The organism is Pseudomonas sp. 2957 (assembly GCF_031456345.1).
Classification (GTDB): Bacteria; Pseudomonadota; Gammaproteobacteria; order Pseudomonadales; family Pseudomonadaceae; genus Aquipseudomonas; species Aquipseudomonas siliginis.
On record NZ_JAVDUL010000005.1, the window covers coordinates 600,968 to 616,991 of the forward strand.

Consider the following 16,024-nt stretch of genomic DNA (forward strand, 5'->3'; position numbering starts at 1 on the left):
TTATGGATTCCATTTGTTGGAGAGTGCAGGCCTTACGGTTTTCAGGTCTGGCAGGTTGTCGAGAAAGTTGTCCGGGTAGTAACCGAAGCTGGTTGCGCCTTGACGCTTGAGCCGGCCCATCCAGTCCGCCAGATGCACGGCGTCGATATCGGCCTGATCCTTCTGGTTCCAGTCACGCGCCTGCAATTCGAACACGGTGCGGTTGAGCGCGCCGGGACGTTTCTTCACCGTGGCGACCAGTTCTTCCAGCCACGGGCCGGACTCGGCCAGCGTCTGTTTTTCCATCAACGGCATGGCCATCGGCGCCGTCCAGTCGTAGGTGGCGAGGAAGTCATCGAGGTTCTGGGCGAACCACGCTTCGCTCTCTGGATTGAGCATCGGTTCGGCGAAGATGTTGCGTGCGGTCAGCACTTGCGGGCCGCGAATCGCACGGACTTTCGCGGTCAGTTCGTTGGTGAAGTCGATCAGGTAGCGGCTCTTGAAACGCGTCCAGCGTTGCATCGCCGCCGGATCGTCGCGCAGCGCGGCAATCGAACCTGGCAGACCTTGAGCGGCGTAGGCCTTCAGGGCATCCGGGCTGGCGTCCTCGAAATCCGAGAGCACCGCATCGTCGTGGTAGAGAATGCCGTCGACCGAGGTCAGCCGCGCCACATCTTCATAGATTTCACCGATGATCTTGCGCACTTCCGGATTGAACGGTGACAGGCGTTTGTACTGCTTCGGGTCGACCGAGGTGATGGCGGTTTTCGGGTCCCAGCGGGTTACACGCGGCAGCTTCGAATCCAGTTCGAAACTCAGCACCGGCATCCACGCAAAGACCTTCACGTGGGCACGGGTGCGCAGTTGCCAGGCGACGCGGTCGAACAGGTCGGCGCGCATCGGCAAGTGACGGTTGGGGAAGTACAGCGAGTGCACCAGACCATCGCCCTTGGGGTCGGCGAAGGCTTGCAGGAACACCGTGCTGGCACCGAGGTCAGCCATGCGCTGCACCAGTTTGCCGAGGTTGATGTCCTGCTGGGCCGGGTCCGGGTCGTAGACGTTGTCGAGGTCGACATGCACCACGCGCATCGGCGCTTCGGCCTGCACCGAGACGATGCTGTTGGCGAAATGCTCGCCATCAGGATCGGAGGCGACCAGAAAGCGCGGCCCGCTCATCAGGTTATCGAGGGTGTCGAGGCCGTCGTCCAGGGTCAGGGCCATTTCGTAGCCCTCCTCGCCAACCACGGTCAGCGAGGTACCGTCGGCGGTGCCGTACGGCCAGACCCAGACGCGTGGTTTGTAACCGGTGGCCTTGCGGATCTTCTCGGAAATGTTTTTCACGTCGGTGCGAATGCGCGCCTGGAAATCGGCTTCGGATTCGTAGCGTTTGGTCACCGGGTCATAACGCCGGGTCGCGGCGGCCGGCTGCAGGTTGCCCTGCGGGTTGCCAAGGATGCCTTTGTGGTTGGCATCGGTGTGAGCGGCGATCTCTACCAACCCGGACCTGGAAATTTCGCGGATCTGCTGCCAGGTCAGGAAGTTGTCACGGTTACGCGGTGTGCCGGCGAAATCCACCGGTTGATTGAGCGGCGTGTCGATCCAGGTGCCAACCGGCGCCAGCAAGGCTGGCCAGTTGTAGGCGCGCAGCACTGGCAGCACGCGGGTATAGAAGCTGGCGTAACCGTCGTCGAAACTGAGCAGCACCGCTCTCGCCGGCAGCTCCGGGCCGCCCTTGCGTGCGGCCATGATCTGGTCGACGGTCACTGGTTTGTAGCCGTTCTCGCGCAGCCAGGCGAGCTGCTCGATCATGCGCTCGGTGCGCACCGCCACCACGGCCTGATCAGGATCACGGTCTTCGACATCGTGGTAGGCGATGCCGAGCACGTGGTTTTTTGGCCACGGTTGTTCACTGGCCGCGACCGGGCGCTCGGAGGGCGGCGCGAAGGCCGGGGCTTGCTGGGCGCAGGCGCTGACCAGCAGCGCTCCCAGCAGAAGGATGAAACGCGAGATAAAAGGCATCTTCAAACTCTTCTAGAAGCGGAAAGTGAGGTCGACAAGCAGACGCAGATCAGTTTCCCGATCACCGTCATAAGGCCGGTTGATCACACTGAACATGCCGCCCACATCGAACACGTCGTTCCAGGCGTACCGTTGGCCGTAACCGAGCAACGCCATGCCGCCGGTGCCGTGGTCGCGCTGACTGTAAGTGCCCGCGCCGGCCTGGAATTGCTGGCTCCAGGAAGTCTCGTAACGGTGGTAGAGCACGTGGTTGACGTTGACCAGCGGCATCACGCTGAAGTCCGACTTCGGGTTGAAGTAGGGCACGTCGTCGGATTTCGAGTTGTGGCTGGTGCCGACTTCCAGGCCGGCGTCGACCTGGATGTTCGGCGCGGTGTAGATGCCCTCGCGCCCGGTCACCAAGGCTTCGACGCGGTTGTTGCCATCACTGAAGTGCGACGGGCTGACCGACACGCGCCACTCGCGGCTTTCGTTGGCGCGCCAGCGCAGGAACGCACTGCCGCCATTGGCCTTGATGTCGCTGTTGAGCGCGCGCAGCGGCGTTTCCGCCGAGAGGTATTCGAGGCTGCCGCCGTACTGCCAGTGATCGTTGATGTCGCGGGCTATCGCCAGGCGTGCGCCTTGTTTGTCACCGAAGCCGTAATCGTGATTCGACACCTCGGCTTCGAGGGTCATGTCACGGGTGCGCCGTTCCAGGCCGACACGCTGGAAGCGATGGTGGCCGGTGCCTTCGGCGAAATCACCGGTGGCATAACCGGCCCCGGCGAAGACACGCCAGTCTTCATTGATCGGTGGGCTGTAAAGGGTGCTCTGGATACCGAAATCACGGCTGCCGCTGACCGCACCGGCATCGCCGCTGCCGCCACCGTTGGCCTTGCCGCCGTAGGCTTCGACGCGCAGTTCGGCCATGTCATGCACTTCCCGTTCGCGAGCCAGACGCTGCACCTGGCGGTTGTCCGGATAACGCGCGACCACATCGTCGACCAGCGCATCGTTCTGCCGCCACTCCTGCAACTCCATCGCGGTGCGCGCCTGAGCGACTTCCAGGCCGGCATCGCGGGGCGCCATGCTCTCGGTTTCCTTGAGCTGATTTTCCGCGCGGCGCGGCCACTGTCGGGCGAGGTAAAGATCGGCCTGGGCCAGACGCAAGCCAAGGTTGCCCGGCGCCTGATCGACCAGCGTCTGCAAACGCTCTTCGCCGTGCGGAAGATCGGAACCGTAGGTGCCGGCCTGGGCGGCGAGTTGCTGGGCGTCCATCCATTCGTCGTTGGGGTTGCCGATGGGCAGACCTTTGAGCTCGACGCGCGGACGCTGGGCTTTCGCTGCGTCTTCGGCGACCTTGCGTGCTTCATCGGCGCGGTCGCTTTCCAGCAGCGAGTAGTACAGCGCAGTGCTGTCCTCAAGACGATCACCGACATCGGCGTCCGGCGCCGAAAGCACCCGGCGATACAGATCGGTGGCAGTCTCGGGCTCACGCTGATCCAGATAAGACGCTGCCACCCAGCGCAAAGCATAGGTCGGAATCTCCACGCCCTCGGCTTGCAGCTTTTGATATTCGCTGATGACGTCGGCGGTGCGCGCCCGCGCCTTGAGCGCGCCCATGCGGTCGATGCGCCAGCGCGTCACGTCATCGTGAGCAGAGGCGTCAGGGGTCCAGGTTGCGAGCAATTTGTCGTAAGCGGCCAGCGCGCGGTCGGCGATGACGTAGCGTTCCCTTTCGCTGCGGGTGGCCAGTTCGGCGAGGCGCACGCGTTCGGCGGCGAGATCGCCTTCCAGGCGGCGCAAGGTCACCGGATCAATCAGGCCTGGACGTTGACTGGCCAGCCGCAGCGCCGGTTCTGGCAGGCGTGCCTTTTGCAGGGCGACCACGTACTCGCGGGCAACTTCCGGCTTGTTGCCGGCGCGGATGAAGGCCTGATCGTATTCGAAGAGTGCGTCGTACTGTTTGCCGGCTCGACCGAGTGCGTAGCCCAAGGCGAGACGGCGTGACGGATCGTCGGGTTTGGCGGCGACCAGCGCCTGGGCGCGGGTGACGGCCTGATCGGGTTTGCCGGAATCGGCCTGGGTCAGCGCGAGACCCAGTTGCAGGTCGGCGTTGTCCGGCTCCAGCACCAGCGCCTTGTTGTACACCTGGGTGGCCTGATCCCAGCGCTTGAGGTTGCGATAGGCACGCGCAACGGCAGTCAGCGCCTGCACCGGCAGAACGCGGTCACGGCCTTGGGTTTCATAGACCTTGACCACTTCGGCATCGAGCCCGGCCCAACTGGCGATTTGCAGATGATCGCTGATCTGGCCTTCGCTGGCCTGGCCAGGCGGCACCTGACGCAGCACGGTCAACGCAGGCGTGTAATGCCCGGCCCGGGCATCGCGCACCATCTCGTCGTAGGGTGTGTCGGCCAACGCCAGCAGCGGCCAGAGCAACTGGCTGCACAGGGCGAATCGGAACAAAGGGCGTAAACCACGATGTAATACAGGGCCATCAATACGCGGCATTTGTCAGCATCCTTACATGGCCAGCCGGGTCGCAATGCCCTCCTTGCCCATTCGTAACGGTGGCCGACAAAAACAGCCTTCGGCCAAGCTTGGTGAGGCAGTCTGCACGCAAGCGAGAGCGAATTTTCACAACGCAATATTTGTTCAGAATCGGTCCATCTGTACAAAATCCGTACAGCAAAACGCCCGGCGCCTGTTCACACAGGGGCCGGGCGTCTGGGGGGGGCGCGGTTGGGTTTATTGCTCTTGGGTGACGCCGGCAAACTTGCTCATGAGGAAACCGATGAACTGCTCGACGGTCATCTTCTGGCCGTTGAATTCGACCTGATTGGCCGCGTAATGCAGTTTGGTCACCACGTTGGTGCCGTCGGCGACAGCCAGTTGCGAGCCGACCGCCATGCCGGCGAACATGTCCGCCGCTTCCTTGGACTGATCGACGATGGCTTTGGCGTCAGTCTGGCCATCGAGTTGCGCCTGCACGCTGAGCAGATCGACCAGCATCGGCTTGGATACCTGAATGTTCAGGTCGAGCAGCGCGATCAGTTGCTTGCCGAGTTGATCCGGCGGCAGATCCATCGATTGCGGCTTGGTCAGGTCGATCACCAGATTGGCGCGGCTTTCACCGTTGGCGGTGTTGAACGACAGGTTCTCCAGCGCCAGTTGCGGGCCGGCCGCCAGCAACTTCTGCAGATCGGCTTTGACCTGGGCGTTTTCCGCTTCGGTCAGATTCAGCTCCGGTGCCGGCAAACCCTGCGCGGCGGCCTCGGCGGCAGCTTTTTCGTATGGCTGCAATTTGGTCTGGTAGATCTGCATCAGCGACATGGTCGACGGAATGTCGAGGTTCTTCAGGCTCATGGCCATGGCCGCCGAACCGACTTTCTTGTCGTTGAGCGTCACTTCGCCGATTTTGTAGTCGGCACGCCCCGAGGCGTTGCTGCCGCTTTCTTCGGTGCGGTTCTTCATTTCGAAGTTCTTCACGCCCAGCACCATCGGCTTGGCACCGAAGGTGGTTTTGCTGCTGGTCACTTCCAGGGTGTTTTCCCCGGTGTAGTAGCCGTAGCTGCTCTTGGTGAGGTTGCTGGCCAGGGTCAGACCGTTGAGCTCGACCTGCACCGGCGCCTGGTCTTGCGACACGGTGACCAGTTTCAGGTTGTCCATGTAGCCGTCGGCCTTGACCTTCTGCGCCTGGGCGCTGGCGGCGATGTCCATGCTCAGACCGGAAAACTTCAGGCTCGACTGCTCATCCAGCGCGGTTTCGAACGGCACCAGGTTGAGGGTGCTGGTGGTCGATTCGTCGTAGCCGATGTTGGTCACGCCCTTGAGCGGCGCGGCGCCGTTGGTGGCGGCGAACCATTTTTCCGTGGACGGGCTCTTTTCCAGCTCGTAGTTGCTGGTGGCCATGACCGGCAGCCACTTCAGCGAGACCAGACGCGAGAACGGCAGCGGGCCGTGTTCGATGTGGTCGACGAACAGCAACTCGACCGGGGCATCGCCGAACATCTCGCCCTCGCCCTTGAGGCGATAGTGCGCGGTGCTGGTGAAGGTGTGGCGTTCCAGCGACACCAGTTCCAGCGACGCGGTGCCGTTGGAGCCGGCCATGGCGGTCTGCAGCTCTTTGTTGGCGTTGCTGACGGCGTTGTTCAGTACGCCTTCGATCTTGGTCCCGGTGTACCAGGCCCCGCCTGCGCTGATCGCGCCGATGGCAACAACAATTCCGAGAAGCACGCCTGCTGATTTATTCATGAATGACCTGATCGGTTTCCGTGGCTGTGGATGAAGTCGTCTTCCTTGAACCCGGGATCGGGTCGCGGCTCGACTGTGCGCAATTAAGCGGTGGAGATTAGCACCGGGCGCGGGCGACGGCCCAATGTTTAAAGGTTAAAGAGTGTCTATGGAGGGAATGGACAGTCGGCAGGAGCGAAGAGTTTCGGTGTTTTTGCGGGCCTCTTCGCGAGCAGGCTCGCTCCCACCAGGATAGTGCTGTACCTGTGGGAGCGAGCCTGCTCGCGAAGAGGTCGGTGGATTCACAGCAAATCAGGAATACTGAACCTCGATTTCATCCAGCTGATGATCAAAGCTCTTCAGCCGCGCGGTCCAGGTATACACCAGCACTTCGAAGTCGCGATCGATCACCGCTCCGCCGGTGGTATCCGCCCGCACATCGCAGAAATCCAGCTGATAGCGTTCACGAGCCATGGCCGTGGCGACGTCGGACAGCTCGCGGGCGTTGCTCAGCCAGTGCCAGCCGTCATCGGCGATCTGCTTGTCGAGTTCCAGGCATTGCTTCTTCAGCCCTTCGAGGCTCTTTTCCAGCGGCGTGCCGGTGAGCTCGCCCATGACCTCGGCGAAGGTTCGCCCGGGCTGCCAGTAACTGCCCCAGAAGTAGCGGTCGAACACGGTTTCAACCCGGCGCAGGGCGACTTTGGTGTCCCAGATCAGCACGAGCATCTTGCCGCGCTCGAGCTGGCGCTTCTTGACCCGTTGCAGCTGAATCGAGGTCCACGCGACGACGACGATCGCCATCACCGCGATCAACGCAACGGCGCTGTCGAGGAAAACCATTGCCGTGTCGATCTGGTGGGCCAGCATGATCCCGTAGAAATACGTGGCCGAGAGCAGCACCAGTGCGACCAGAGCGCACCAGAAGCCGAGAGCGTAAGGGTTTTTCATTATTGGTTTCCCCTGGGCCAGCACGAGCAATGTGCATTGCAGGAGCGCTTGGCATGGGGCGCCCCTCCAACACTTCAAAGCATAGCAACGGCCTCAGGGTTTGCTGGCGCTCGAGGTGTTCGTTCGTCCGCTTTCCCAGCCACCGCCCAGGGCGAGGAACAAATCGATCTGGCTCATTGCGACCTGGGTGTTGGCGGCGGCCAGTTGCGCGGTGACATCGGTGTAGGTGCGGGTTGCTTGCAGGTCGGCAAGGAACGACTCGCGGCCGGCCTGGAAGAAGCGGTGCGTCTGCTCGGCGGCGAGCTTGGCCGACTGCTCGGCTTCGGCCAGCGCATCGCGGCGTTGCAGCAGCGCGCTGTACTGGGCCAGACCGGTCTGGGTCTCGCGGATGGCGTTGAGCACCACGCCGTCGAAATGCGCTAGCGCGCCTTGAGTGTTGGCCTCGGCTTCACGGATGCGCGCGCGGGCGCCGTTGGTCGGTACTTTCCAGCTCAGCGACGGGCCGAAGCCCCAGCGGTTGGTCGACGGGTCGCCAAGGTCATCAATGATGCCGACGGTGCCGATGGTCGCGCCGATGCTGATGTCCGGGTACAGCTCGCCGGTGGCAATGCCGATGCCGGCGGTTGCCGCCGCGAGGCGCCGTTCAGCCTGACGAATGTCGGGACGGCGCTTGAGCAGCGCAGCGCCGTCACCGACCGGCACCAGTTGCGCGATCTTCGGCAACTCGGCGCAACTGGCTGTACCTGCCGGCAACTGCTCGACCGGTTTGGCCAGCAGCATCGACAGACGGAACAGCCCGGCCTGACGCGCCGCTTCATAACGCGGCAAGTCGGCGCGCAGGGATTTGAATTGGGTCTGCGAACGGGTGACCTGGGTCTCGTCACCACGCCCGGCGTCACGTAGACGCTGGATCAGCGTGGTGCTCTGCGATTGCAGGTCGAGAGAATGCTCGGCGATTTCCCGCTCTTCATTGGCTGCGCAGACTTGCGTATAGGCGCGAACCACGTCCGCCACCAAGGTGATGCGCGCAGTGTCGGCTGCGGCCTGAGTCGCATCGGCATTGGCTTTGGCCGCTTCGATGCCGCGTTGCAAGGTGCCCCACAGGTCGAACTGATACGAAGCGCTGATGCCGATATCGGCGATGTTGGCCACCGGGACTTTTTCCGGCAGCAGGAACGCCTGACCGGACTCCTGCAGACGTTGCGCACCCATTTTCACCCCGCCGCTCCACCCACCAGCGGCCTCGGCTTCATCCACCTGAGCACGTGCCCGCGACAGGTTCGCCGCCGCTACACGCAAATCGGTGTTGGAAGCCATGGCCTGCTGTACCAGTTGATCGAGGCGCGGGTCTTTATACAGCCGCCACCAGTCCGCCGGCACCGGCGCCGAGACCACCGGTTTGCCGGCGACTGCCAGCTCACCCTGAATATCCTTGCGCTGCACCGCCGCGTCGGCGGGCACCTGATAATCCGGGCCGACCATCTGACAGGCCGAGAGCATCACGCCCAACCCGGCGATCAACCAGGCCCTGCTCATGGCTGCGACTCCTCATGCTGGTCGTCGATGATCGACACGGTGGCGGTACGCCCGGCAATCATGCGGAAGTCGGCCGGTACATCATCGAATGCGATGCGCACCGGAATCCGCTGTGCCAGGCGCACCCAACTGAACGCCGGGTTGACGTTGGGCAGCAGGTTGCTGCCGCTGGTGCGGTCGCGGTCTTCGATGCCGGCGACGATACTTTCGACATGCCCGCGCAACCTGGCGCGGTCGCCGATCACGCGGATATCCACCGATTGCCCGACGTGGATGCCGTCGAGTTTGGTTTCTTCAAAATAGCCGTCGATGTGAAAGGAGTTGCTGTCGACCACCGACAACACCGGGCGCCCGGCGGTGACGAACTCCTGCGGACGCGGCGCGCGGTCGTTGACGTAACCATCGACCGGGCTGCGGATCACCGAGCGATCGAGGTTGAGCTGTGCACTGTCGATCGCCACCAAGGCTTCGGCCAATGCCGACTGCGCACGGGCGACGCGCGACTGGCTTTCTTCCAGTTGTTCGGCCGGCACCAGGTTACCGAGGCCACGGTTACGCTTGGCTTCACGCTGCGCCTGGGCGAGGGTTTCTTCGCGATCGGCAACGGCGGCCTTGGCCTGGCGCAGAGCCAGTTTGAAGCGATCCTGGTCGATGCTGAACAGCACCTGACCGCGCTTGATCAACTGGTTGTCCTTTACCTCGACCTGCTGGATCAGCCCGGACACGTCCGGAGCGATCTGGATGATGTCGGCACGAATGTGGCCGTCTCGGGTCCACGGCGCGAACATGTAATACATCACCATGCGCCAGACGAGGACAACGGCAAAAGTCACGATCAGCAGGGTCAGAACCACGCGACCGATGGTCAGAAACGGTTTTTTCATGTCATCAGGTATCGACTGAGTGAGTCCACGCCGTACAGCAGCACGGCGTAGAGCGCCACGTTGAACAATGCCCGGTGCCAGACCAGACGGTAAAAATGCAGGCGTTGCAGCACGCCATGCACCAACAAAAACAGCACGTAAGTGATGCCCATCAGCACCAGCAGGGTCGGCAGGAAGATGCCGCTGATATCCAGATCACCGATCATAGGGGCGCTCCATCGGGCAGCGGTTCTTCGGGCTCGGCGCTGGAGACGAACTCGACGCCGGGCAGCAAGGCCAGACGCAGACCGCTCAAGGCGTGCAACAGGTGCAGACGGGTTTCATCGTCACCCTGGCCGTTGAGCGCACGGCGCGTGCGATCGAGGGTCATCAGCAGACCGCTCGGTGCCGGCAGGCGTTCGTCGGCTTTGAGGCAGGCGCGAAAATACTCGCCGACCTCGCCCACCACTTGTCGCAGCAGGGCGTTTGGCGCGCCGGTGACGCGCGGGGTGTAGGCAAGCAGATCGAGCATGTTCAGACCGACACGCACTTCACGCATGGCGATGCCGGTGTCCTGACCGGTCAGGGCCAGACGCGGCAGGTGCTGCATCAGCCGATCGAGCAACTGCACGCCCAACTGCCGATGCTCGGCGAGGCTGGCCGGTTCGGTCATGCTGACGATGTCTTTCCAGCTGAATCGGGTCAGACGCTTGGCCGCCAGTTCGGCACCGAATGGCCGCGCTACCAGCGTCCAGATGAAGGCGAACAACAGCCCCAGCGGTCCAGCCAGATTGGAGTTGGCGAAGGCGAAAAAGTCCGCGTCGTAGGCACCCTGAATACTGATGAACGACGAGGTATTGACCAGCGTCAGCAGCATGCCGAGGTAGAAACGCGGCTGCACGGTCAGCGTACCGATGCAAATGAACGGCACGGCAAACGCCAGCACCAGCATCGGGAAATCGTGCAGGTTGGGCAGAATCAGAAACAGGTAAAGACTGGCAAACAGCACCGACATCCCGGTCCAGAAAAAGAACCGGTAAATCTGCGGCGCCGGGTCGTCCATCGAGGCAAAGAAGCTGCACGCCACCGCCGCCAGAATCACCGCGCTGCCGCCGTCCGGCCAGCCGAGCAGGATCCACAGCACCGAAGCAACGATGATCGCCAGAATGGTCGAGGCCACCGAGTACAGCATCAGCCCGCGATCGATGAACGGCGTCAACCGGCCCAGGCGCCAATGCCGGTACACCGCGCGCCAGCTGTCCTGGCGCTCGCACAGAATCGCATCCTGCAGGCTGCGGCAGTCCTGCCACAGATCGATGAATTCACCGAGGCGGTAAATCGCATTGGAGAACAGCAACTGCTTGCGCTCCTCCAGCGCTTCGGCGCTCGGTTGCAACGCGTCGAGTTGATCTCTCAGTGCTTGCCAGCGCTCGAGATTGGCGTCCGCGTGGCCCAGCCATTCCCGGGTCGCGGTCAGCAACGGCTGGAATTTTTCCACCAGTTCCGGGGTGCGACGTTCGAGGGCGTACAGCGAATCCTCAAGGGCATCGATCACCGGCAACAGATGGATCATGCGCCCGCGCAATTCCTTGGTGTTGCGCACGGTTTGTGGCCGCGCGCCTTCGTGGGGCAACTGGCCGATCATCAACTCGAGGCTGTTGAAATTGGCGACCATGGCCATGCGCAGCGCGGTGACTTCTTCCGGCTGCACATCGCGGCTGAGAAACTTCAGGCTGTAGCTCGTCGCATCGGCGAACCATTTGCTCACGGCATCATTGAACACCGGCGCCAGGCGTCGCGGCCAGAACATCGCACCGACCACCGCAGCGACGGCGATGCCAAGGAAAATCTCTTCGGTACGCGCCTCGGCCACGTCCCACACCGCCAGCGGATTATCGACCACCGGCAGGGCAATCAGCGGCAAGGTGTAACCGGCCAGCATCAGCGCATAGCTGTTGGCGGTGCGCAGATGCAGGGACATGAACAGCAGAATGCCGGTCCACAACGCGATCACCACCACCAGCACATACGGGCTCTGCACGAACATCGGCACGAACAGCACCGCCGCCGCTGCGCCGAGAAATGTACCGGCCGCGCGGTAAAGCGCTTTGGAGCTGGTCGGGCCGAGAAACGGGCTGGAGACGATATACACCGTGGCCATCGCCCAATACGGACGCGGCATTTGCATGAGCAAGGCGATGTACAGCGCAATCATCGACGCTGCAAAGGTACGAACCCCGTAAAACCAGTCACGGGCCGGCGGCATGCCAGTGAAAAAACCGTTCAAGAATTGACCACCACAGGCGAACTCGCCGCCTCAAAAGCCCTCAGTACCCGAAGCGTAGCTTCCAGATCACTGCGCTCGATGCCTTCCAGCACCTCATGACGCAAGCGCACCAGCTCAGCCTCCACCGCCTGTACCAGCTCGCGACCGGTATCGGTCAGGCTCAGGCACTTGGCGCGGCGATCCTGGGCATCTTCGGTGCGACAGACGTAACCGGCGTGGCACAGCTGATCGAGCAAACGCACCAGTGAAGGACTCTCCATCCCCGCAGCCTGGGCGACTTGCACCTGACGCACGCCCTCGCCCAAACGCCCGATCATCAACAAGGGCACGGCGCAGGCTTCGGAAATTCCGTAATTGACCAGCGTGGTCTGGCAGATCTTCCGCCAATGCCGGGCGGCCACCACCATGGCGCTGCTGATGTTCATCTGGAGACTGTCGAGGGAATCGGACACGGGATAACGGACACTGTTAGTTTGCTAACTATCAATATCGCACTGGATGGGAATTTCAGTCAAGTTTTGAAACAAATCTCTCCGTTAGTCGCCCTATCTGACTCAAAGCTACCTCCTTCGATACTGACAAGGTATATATGTTGTCATCACCAAATTCAGGAGCCCAACATGTCAAAACAAGCCGTTTTCACAATGAAACTGGAGCCGGAACTGCGGGAGGAGTTCATGGCGGAAGCCGAAGCGGCACACCGGCCGGCGTCGCAAATCATGCGAGACATGATGCGTCAGTATGTTCAAACCCAGCGAGAGGCCCGCGAATATGAAGCGTTCCTGCAACGCAAGGTTGAAATCGCTCGGGAATCCGTACGTGCCGGAGACGGATTGAACAACGAAGACGTAGAAGCAGCGTTCGCGGCAAAGCGCAGGCAGGCAGAAGATCACCTATGAAAATCATATGGACGCCAGCCGCCGCACAGGATCGTGCAGACATTTGGGACTACTTGCAGGCCGCCAACCCAAGAGCGGCCATCGAAATGGATCTGCGCTTCAGCGAAGCGGTTCATCGCCTTTCCGACAATCCGTTGATTGGCCGTGCCGGCATCATTGCCGGTACGCGTGAGCTGATTCCGCATCCCAGTTACCGTCTTGTCTATCAAACGGAGAGAGATGCCGTCTGGATCATGGCGCTGGTGCATACGGCACGGACTTGGCCTCAGCCGAAGTAATCAGCCCGCCCCTTGCGCAACATCACATTCAACTGATCCACCACCTCCGCCCAATCCGCATCATCCAGAATCTCCTCGCGCAGAAACTGCGCCTGACTTTCCGTCCAGAAAAACGCGTCAGCCAGATGCAATTCCGGTTTGAGCGGCGAATGGCTGGCGATGAATTTGTCGATGCCGGTCGGATCGTCATCGAGGCCGAGTTGTTTGAACAGGGCCGGTAGGCTGTGCTGCGGATTTTCCATGATGCAACTCCTCTGCAATTCAGGTCCGGCGTTGCGCCGTTTGCTGCAATGGAGTTGATCATAGCTGGCGCTGCGGGTTCAGGGTCTGGCGACGTCAGGCGAGCCTGCGGCCAGTTGCGCTGACGGATAGACCGATTGCCATCCGCCGCCCAACGCCTTGTACAAACCGACCATCGCCAGGGAAACGCCGGTCGAGCTTTCCACCCATTGCTCCTGCGTGGCGAGCAAGGCGCTCTGCACGGTGAGGACGTTGACGAAATCGACCACGCCTTCGACGTATTGCTGTTGCGCGGTGCGCAGGGCGATCTGGTTCTGGCGCACGGCTTCGGCGAGGCTGTCGCGACGGCGCTGGCTGGCGTTGTAGGCGGTCAGTTGATCATCGATTTCATGCCAGGCGCGCAGCACGGTTTGCTGGTAGGCGATGGCCGCTTCCCGCTGTTGGGCTTCACGCAGTTGCAACATACCGCGCAGGCGTCCGCCGTCGAACAACGGCAAGCTGAATTGCGGGCCGATGGCAAAGGCACGCGAGCCCCATGAACCGAAATCGCTCAGCTGCATGGCCTGTGAACCGAGGTTGCCGGACAGGGTGATGCGCGGATAGAAATCGCCCTTGGCCACGCCGATGTTGGCGGTGGCGGCGTGCAGACGCGCTTCGGCCTGGCGGATATCGGGGCGGCGTTCGGCCAATTGCGACGGCAGGCCGATGGCGACTTGCAGTGGTGACTGCGGTACTGCCGCGTCTGTGGATAACGTTTGAGCGAGAGCTTGCGGTGGCTCGCCCATCAACAGACTGATCGCGTTGATCAGTTGCGCCTGACGCTGCTCGAGCGCCGGCAGCCGTGCCTCGATGGCGGCGACTTGCGCGGCGGCTTCGGCGACGTCCAGGTCGGTCGCCACGCCATCGGCCAGCCGCAGCTGCGAGAGTTTCAGGCTGTGGCGAGCGACGTCGAGGTTCTGCTCGGTGACGGCGCGGGTGTTCTGCACGCCGCGCAGCTGAATGTAGTTTTGCGCGGTGTCGGCGAGCACGGTCAGCAGTACGTCACGACGGTCGTTTTCTGCCACTTCGAGATTGGCATCAGCGGCTTCGGTTTCACGGCGCACGCGGCCCCAGAAGTCCAGTTCCCATGACGCCGAGAAGCCGGCATCCCACAGGTTGAAAGCCTCATCGCCGTTATTTCCCGATGGATCGTTCAAGCCTTTGCCACTGTTGCGTTTACGTGCGTAGCTGCCGGTGGCGGCGCTGTTCGGATAACGCTCGGCGGTGATCACCTGGCGCGCGGCGCGGCTTTGTTGCAGGCGGCTGCTGGCCAGTTGCAGGTCGAGGTTGTTGTTCAGCGCCAGTTGGGTGAGCGCGGAAAGTTGCGTGTCCTGAAAGGTTTCCCACCAGTGTTCGTTCAGGGGTTCGCTGACGGCCTGGCTCGGGGCGGATTGGCTCGGTTTGGCCCAGTCGGCAGGCTGAGGGGCTTCGGGTTTCTGGAAGTCCGGGCCGACGGTACAAGCGCTGAGGCTGACTGCAAGCAAGGCACTCAGGGTGAGCTGCTGCCTATGCCGCCATCGCTGGCAAGCCAGCTCCCACAAGGATTGTGCAGGTTGTGCAAAATGGTTCAGCCTGCCAATGACCCCTGTGGGAGCTGGCTTGCCAGCGATGAGGCCAACCGATTCAACACCGATCATCGCTGCGTCACCTCGCGCCCGGACGCCTTTGAGCTGGCGGTATCAATACTCGCCTCGACCGACATCCCCACCCGCAACCGCTCAGCCAGTGGCTGGCCCGGCTCCAGCATGATCTTCACCGGAATCCGCTGCACAACCTTGGTGAAGTTGCCCGTCGCGTTATCCGGCTTCACCGCCGCAAAGGTCACGCCAGTTGCCGGCGCAATGCTCTCGACGCGGCCGGTCAGGGCTTCGCCGCCCAAGCTGTCGACCCGCACTTGCACATCCTGACCCGGCTGCACGTCGGTCAACTGGGTTTCCTGAAAATTGGCGACCACATAAGCCTGCTGCAACGGCACCACCGCCAACAGTTTGCTGCCCGGGGTGACGTAGGCACCGACACGCACCGCGCGCTCGCCGATCATGCCGTCCTGCGGCGCGGTAATGCGCGTGTAAGAGAGGTTGAAACTGGCGATTTCCAACGCCGCCTGCGCGTGTTTCAGATTGCCTTCAGCGGCGTTGCGCTGGGCAGTGAGGATTTCGACTTGTTTGCGTTCGGCCGCCAGTTTCGCCGTCGCGGTGTCGAGACGCGCCGAAGCCTGATCAATGCGCGTGCGCGCCTGTTGCGCGTTCTGCACGGTGCCGGCACCGACTCCGGCGAGGTGGTTGTAGCGGTTCAGTTCCTGCTGCGCAAAGGCCATTTGCGCTTTGGCCGAGACCACAGCGGCCTGCGCCTGAGCGATCAGCGACGCCTGCCGCTCAAGGGTCGCATTGGCGTTCTGCAATTGCGCCCGCGCGACCAGGGTTTGCGCGTCCGCCGCTTCCGCCGCTGCGCGCAAATCACGGTCATCGATCAGCGCCAACAATTGCCCGGCCTTGACCTGCTGGTTGTCTTCGACCAGCACCTGCTTGATGAACCCGGCCACGCGCGGCACCACCAGCGTGTAGTCGGCGGAGACGAAGGCGTCATTGGTGGTCTGCTCGGTGCGTTGGCCGAACAGCCCGGGCATCGCCAGGTACACCAGCACGCCCACCGCCAGCGCGGCAGCCACGGCCACCGCGAGTTTTTGCTTGGATTGAGTCATAAAAAACCTTCAGTTTCAGT

Annotated in this window: 14 protein-coding genes; 2 read left to right on the forward strand and 12 right to left on the reverse strand. The window is 62.3% G+C overall.

All coding sequences use genetic code 11. The features are described 5' to 3' along the window. The 9 genes from pgaB to J2Y39_RS20945 all read right to left on the reverse strand — a co-directional run bounded on the left by pgaB (nt 1) and on the right by J2Y39_RS20945 (nt 12,272). Nucleotides 1-1,998 carry a poly-beta-1,6-N-acetyl-D-glucosamine N-deacetylase PgaB gene (gene pgaB / locus J2Y39_RS20905; RefSeq protein ID WP_310219459.1) on the reverse strand — a complete coding sequence of 666 codons (1,998 nt, stop codon included), beginning with the start codon at nt 1,996-1,998 and terminating at the stop codon, nt 1-3. Nucleotides 1,999-2,010: 12 nt separating this feature from the next. Beyond that, nucleotides 2,011-4,491 (reverse strand): poly-beta-1,6 N-acetyl-D-glucosamine export porin PgaA, encoded by a 2,481-nt coding sequence (pgaA, locus tag J2Y39_RS20910; RefSeq protein ID WP_310219461.1) that lies wholly within the window; start codon nt 4,489-4,491, stop codon nt 2,011-2,013. A gap of 237 nt (nt 4,492-4,728) precedes the next feature. Next, nucleotides 4,729-6,234: a YdgA family protein gene (locus J2Y39_RS20915; protein WP_310219463.1), complete on the reverse strand. Its 1,506-nt coding sequence runs from the start codon at nt 6,232-6,234 to the stop codon at nt 4,729-4,731. 291 nt (nt 6,235-6,525) lie between these two features. Next, nucleotides 6,526-7,161, reverse strand: a complete 636-nt coding sequence (locus J2Y39_RS20920) for an NADH:ubiquinone oxidoreductase subunit N (protein ID WP_150742987.1) — start codon at nt 7,159-7,161, stop codon at nt 6,526-6,528. Between the two features lie 93 nt (nt 7,162-7,254). Continuing rightward, entirely contained in the window at nt 7,255-8,697 is a 1,443-nt protein-coding gene (locus J2Y39_RS20925) for an efflux transporter outer membrane subunit (RefSeq protein WP_073471477.1), read from the reverse strand. Continuing rightward, on the reverse strand, nt 8,694-9,581 hold the full coding sequence (locus J2Y39_RS20930) for an HlyD family secretion protein (protein WP_310219465.1): 888 nt from the start codon (nt 9,579-9,581) through the stop codon (nt 8,694-8,696). Before J2Y39_RS20930 ends, J2Y39_RS20925 begins: the two co-directional genes overlap by 4 nt. Beyond that, a complete protein-coding gene (locus J2Y39_RS20935) occupies nt 9,578-9,787 on the reverse strand; it encodes a DUF1656 domain-containing protein (RefSeq protein ID WP_016772264.1) in 210 nt (69 codons plus the stop codon). The genes J2Y39_RS20930 and J2Y39_RS20935 overlap by 4 nt, the downstream gene beginning before the upstream one ends. Then, on the reverse strand, nt 9,784-11,847 hold the full coding sequence (locus tag J2Y39_RS20940) for an FUSC family protein (protein ID WP_236168260.1): 2,064 nt from the start codon (nt 11,845-11,847) through the stop codon (nt 9,784-9,786). Before J2Y39_RS20940 ends, J2Y39_RS20935 begins: the two co-directional genes overlap by 4 nt. Continuing rightward, entirely contained in the window at nt 11,844-12,272 is a 429-nt protein-coding gene (locus J2Y39_RS20945; RefSeq protein WP_016772266.1) for a MarR family winged helix-turn-helix transcriptional regulator, read from the reverse strand. Before J2Y39_RS20945 ends, J2Y39_RS20940 begins: the two co-directional genes overlap by 4 nt. A gap of 195 nt (nt 12,273-12,467) precedes the next feature. Here J2Y39_RS20945 and J2Y39_RS20950 point away from each other — a divergent pair, with 195 nt between their 5' ends. Both J2Y39_RS20950 and J2Y39_RS20955 read left to right on the forward strand, forming a co-directional pair. Then, the gene (locus tag J2Y39_RS20950; RefSeq protein ID WP_016772267.1) at nt 12,468-12,746 is read left to right on the forward strand and encodes a hypothetical protein; all 279 of its coding nucleotides are present in this window, start codon (nt 12,468-12,470) and stop codon (nt 12,744-12,746) included. Then, nucleotides 12,743-13,024: a type II toxin-antitoxin system RelE/ParE family toxin gene (locus J2Y39_RS20955; protein WP_016772268.1), complete on the forward strand. Its 282-nt coding sequence runs from the start codon at nt 12,743-12,745 to the stop codon at nt 13,022-13,024. Before J2Y39_RS20950 ends, J2Y39_RS20955 begins: the two co-directional genes overlap by 4 nt. Here the strand turns inward: J2Y39_RS20955 and J2Y39_RS20960 are convergent. The 3 genes from J2Y39_RS20960 to J2Y39_RS20970 form a co-directional block, all read right to left on the reverse strand. After that, entirely contained in the window at nt 13,012-13,266 is a 255-nt protein-coding gene (locus J2Y39_RS20960; protein ID WP_130887562.1) for a DUF2789 domain-containing protein, read from the reverse strand. The genes J2Y39_RS20955 and J2Y39_RS20960 overlap by 13 nt on opposite strands. A gap of 78 nt (nt 13,267-13,344) precedes the next feature. After that, nucleotides 13,345-14,940, reverse strand: coding sequence for an efflux transporter outer membrane subunit (locus J2Y39_RS20965; RefSeq protein ID WP_310219468.1), 1,596 nt, complete (start codon nt 14,938-14,940; stop codon nt 13,345-13,347). Then, complete coding sequence (locus J2Y39_RS20970; protein ID WP_095181148.1) at nt 14,937-16,004, reverse strand: HlyD family secretion protein; 1,068 nt, start codon at nt 16,002-16,004, stop codon at nt 14,937-14,939. Before J2Y39_RS20970 ends, J2Y39_RS20965 begins: the two co-directional genes overlap by 4 nt. Nucleotides 16,005-16,024 lie beyond the last annotated feature (20 nt).

Bases quoted from the DNA above. Each gene is read 5' to 3' on its own strand.
- pgaB (WP_310219459.1), bottom strand. From the start codon at position 1,998: ATGCCTTTTATCTCGCGTTTCATCCTTCTGCTGGGAGCGCTGCTGGTC.
- pgaA (WP_310219461.1), bottom strand. From the start codon at position 4,491: ATGCCGCGTATTGATGGCCCTGTATTACATCGTGGTTTACGCCCTTTG.
- J2Y39_RS20915 (WP_310219463.1), bottom strand. From the start codon at position 6,234: ATGAATAAATCAGCAGGCGTGCTTCTCGGAATTGTTGTTGCCATCGGC.
- J2Y39_RS20920 (WP_150742987.1), bottom strand. From the start codon at position 7,161: ATGAAAAACCCTTACGCTCTCGGCTTCTGGTGCGCTCTGGTCGCACTG.
- J2Y39_RS20925 (WP_073471477.1), bottom strand. From the start codon at position 8,697: ATGAGCAGGGCCTGGTTGATCGCCGGGTTGGGCGTGATGCTCTCGGCC.
- J2Y39_RS20930 (WP_310219465.1), bottom strand. From the start codon at position 9,581: ATGAAAAAACCGTTTCTGACCATCGGTCGCGTGGTTCTGACCCTGCTG.
- J2Y39_RS20935 (WP_016772264.1), bottom strand. From the start codon at position 9,787: ATGATCGGTGATCTGGATATCAGCGGCATCTTCCTGCCGACCCTGCTG.
- J2Y39_RS20945 (WP_016772266.1), bottom strand. From the start codon at position 12,272: ATGAACATCAGCAGCGCCATGGTGGTGGCCGCCCGGCATTGGCGGAAG.
- J2Y39_RS20950 (WP_016772267.1), top strand. From the start codon at position 12,468: ATGTCAAAACAAGCCGTTTTCACAATGAAACTGGAGCCGGAACTGCGG.
- J2Y39_RS20955 (WP_016772268.1), top strand. From the start codon at position 12,743: ATGAAAATCATATGGACGCCAGCCGCCGCACAGGATCGTGCAGACATT.
- J2Y39_RS20960 (WP_130887562.1), bottom strand. From the start codon at position 13,266: ATGGAAAATCCGCAGCACAGCCTACCGGCCCTGTTCAAACAACTCGGC.
- J2Y39_RS20965 (WP_310219468.1), bottom strand. From the start codon at position 14,940: ATGATCGGTGTTGAATCGGTTGGCCTCATCGCTGGCAAGCCAGCTCCC.
- J2Y39_RS20970 (WP_095181148.1), bottom strand. From the start codon at position 16,004: ATGACTCAATCCAAGCAAAAACTCGCGGTGGCCGTGGCTGCCGCGCTG.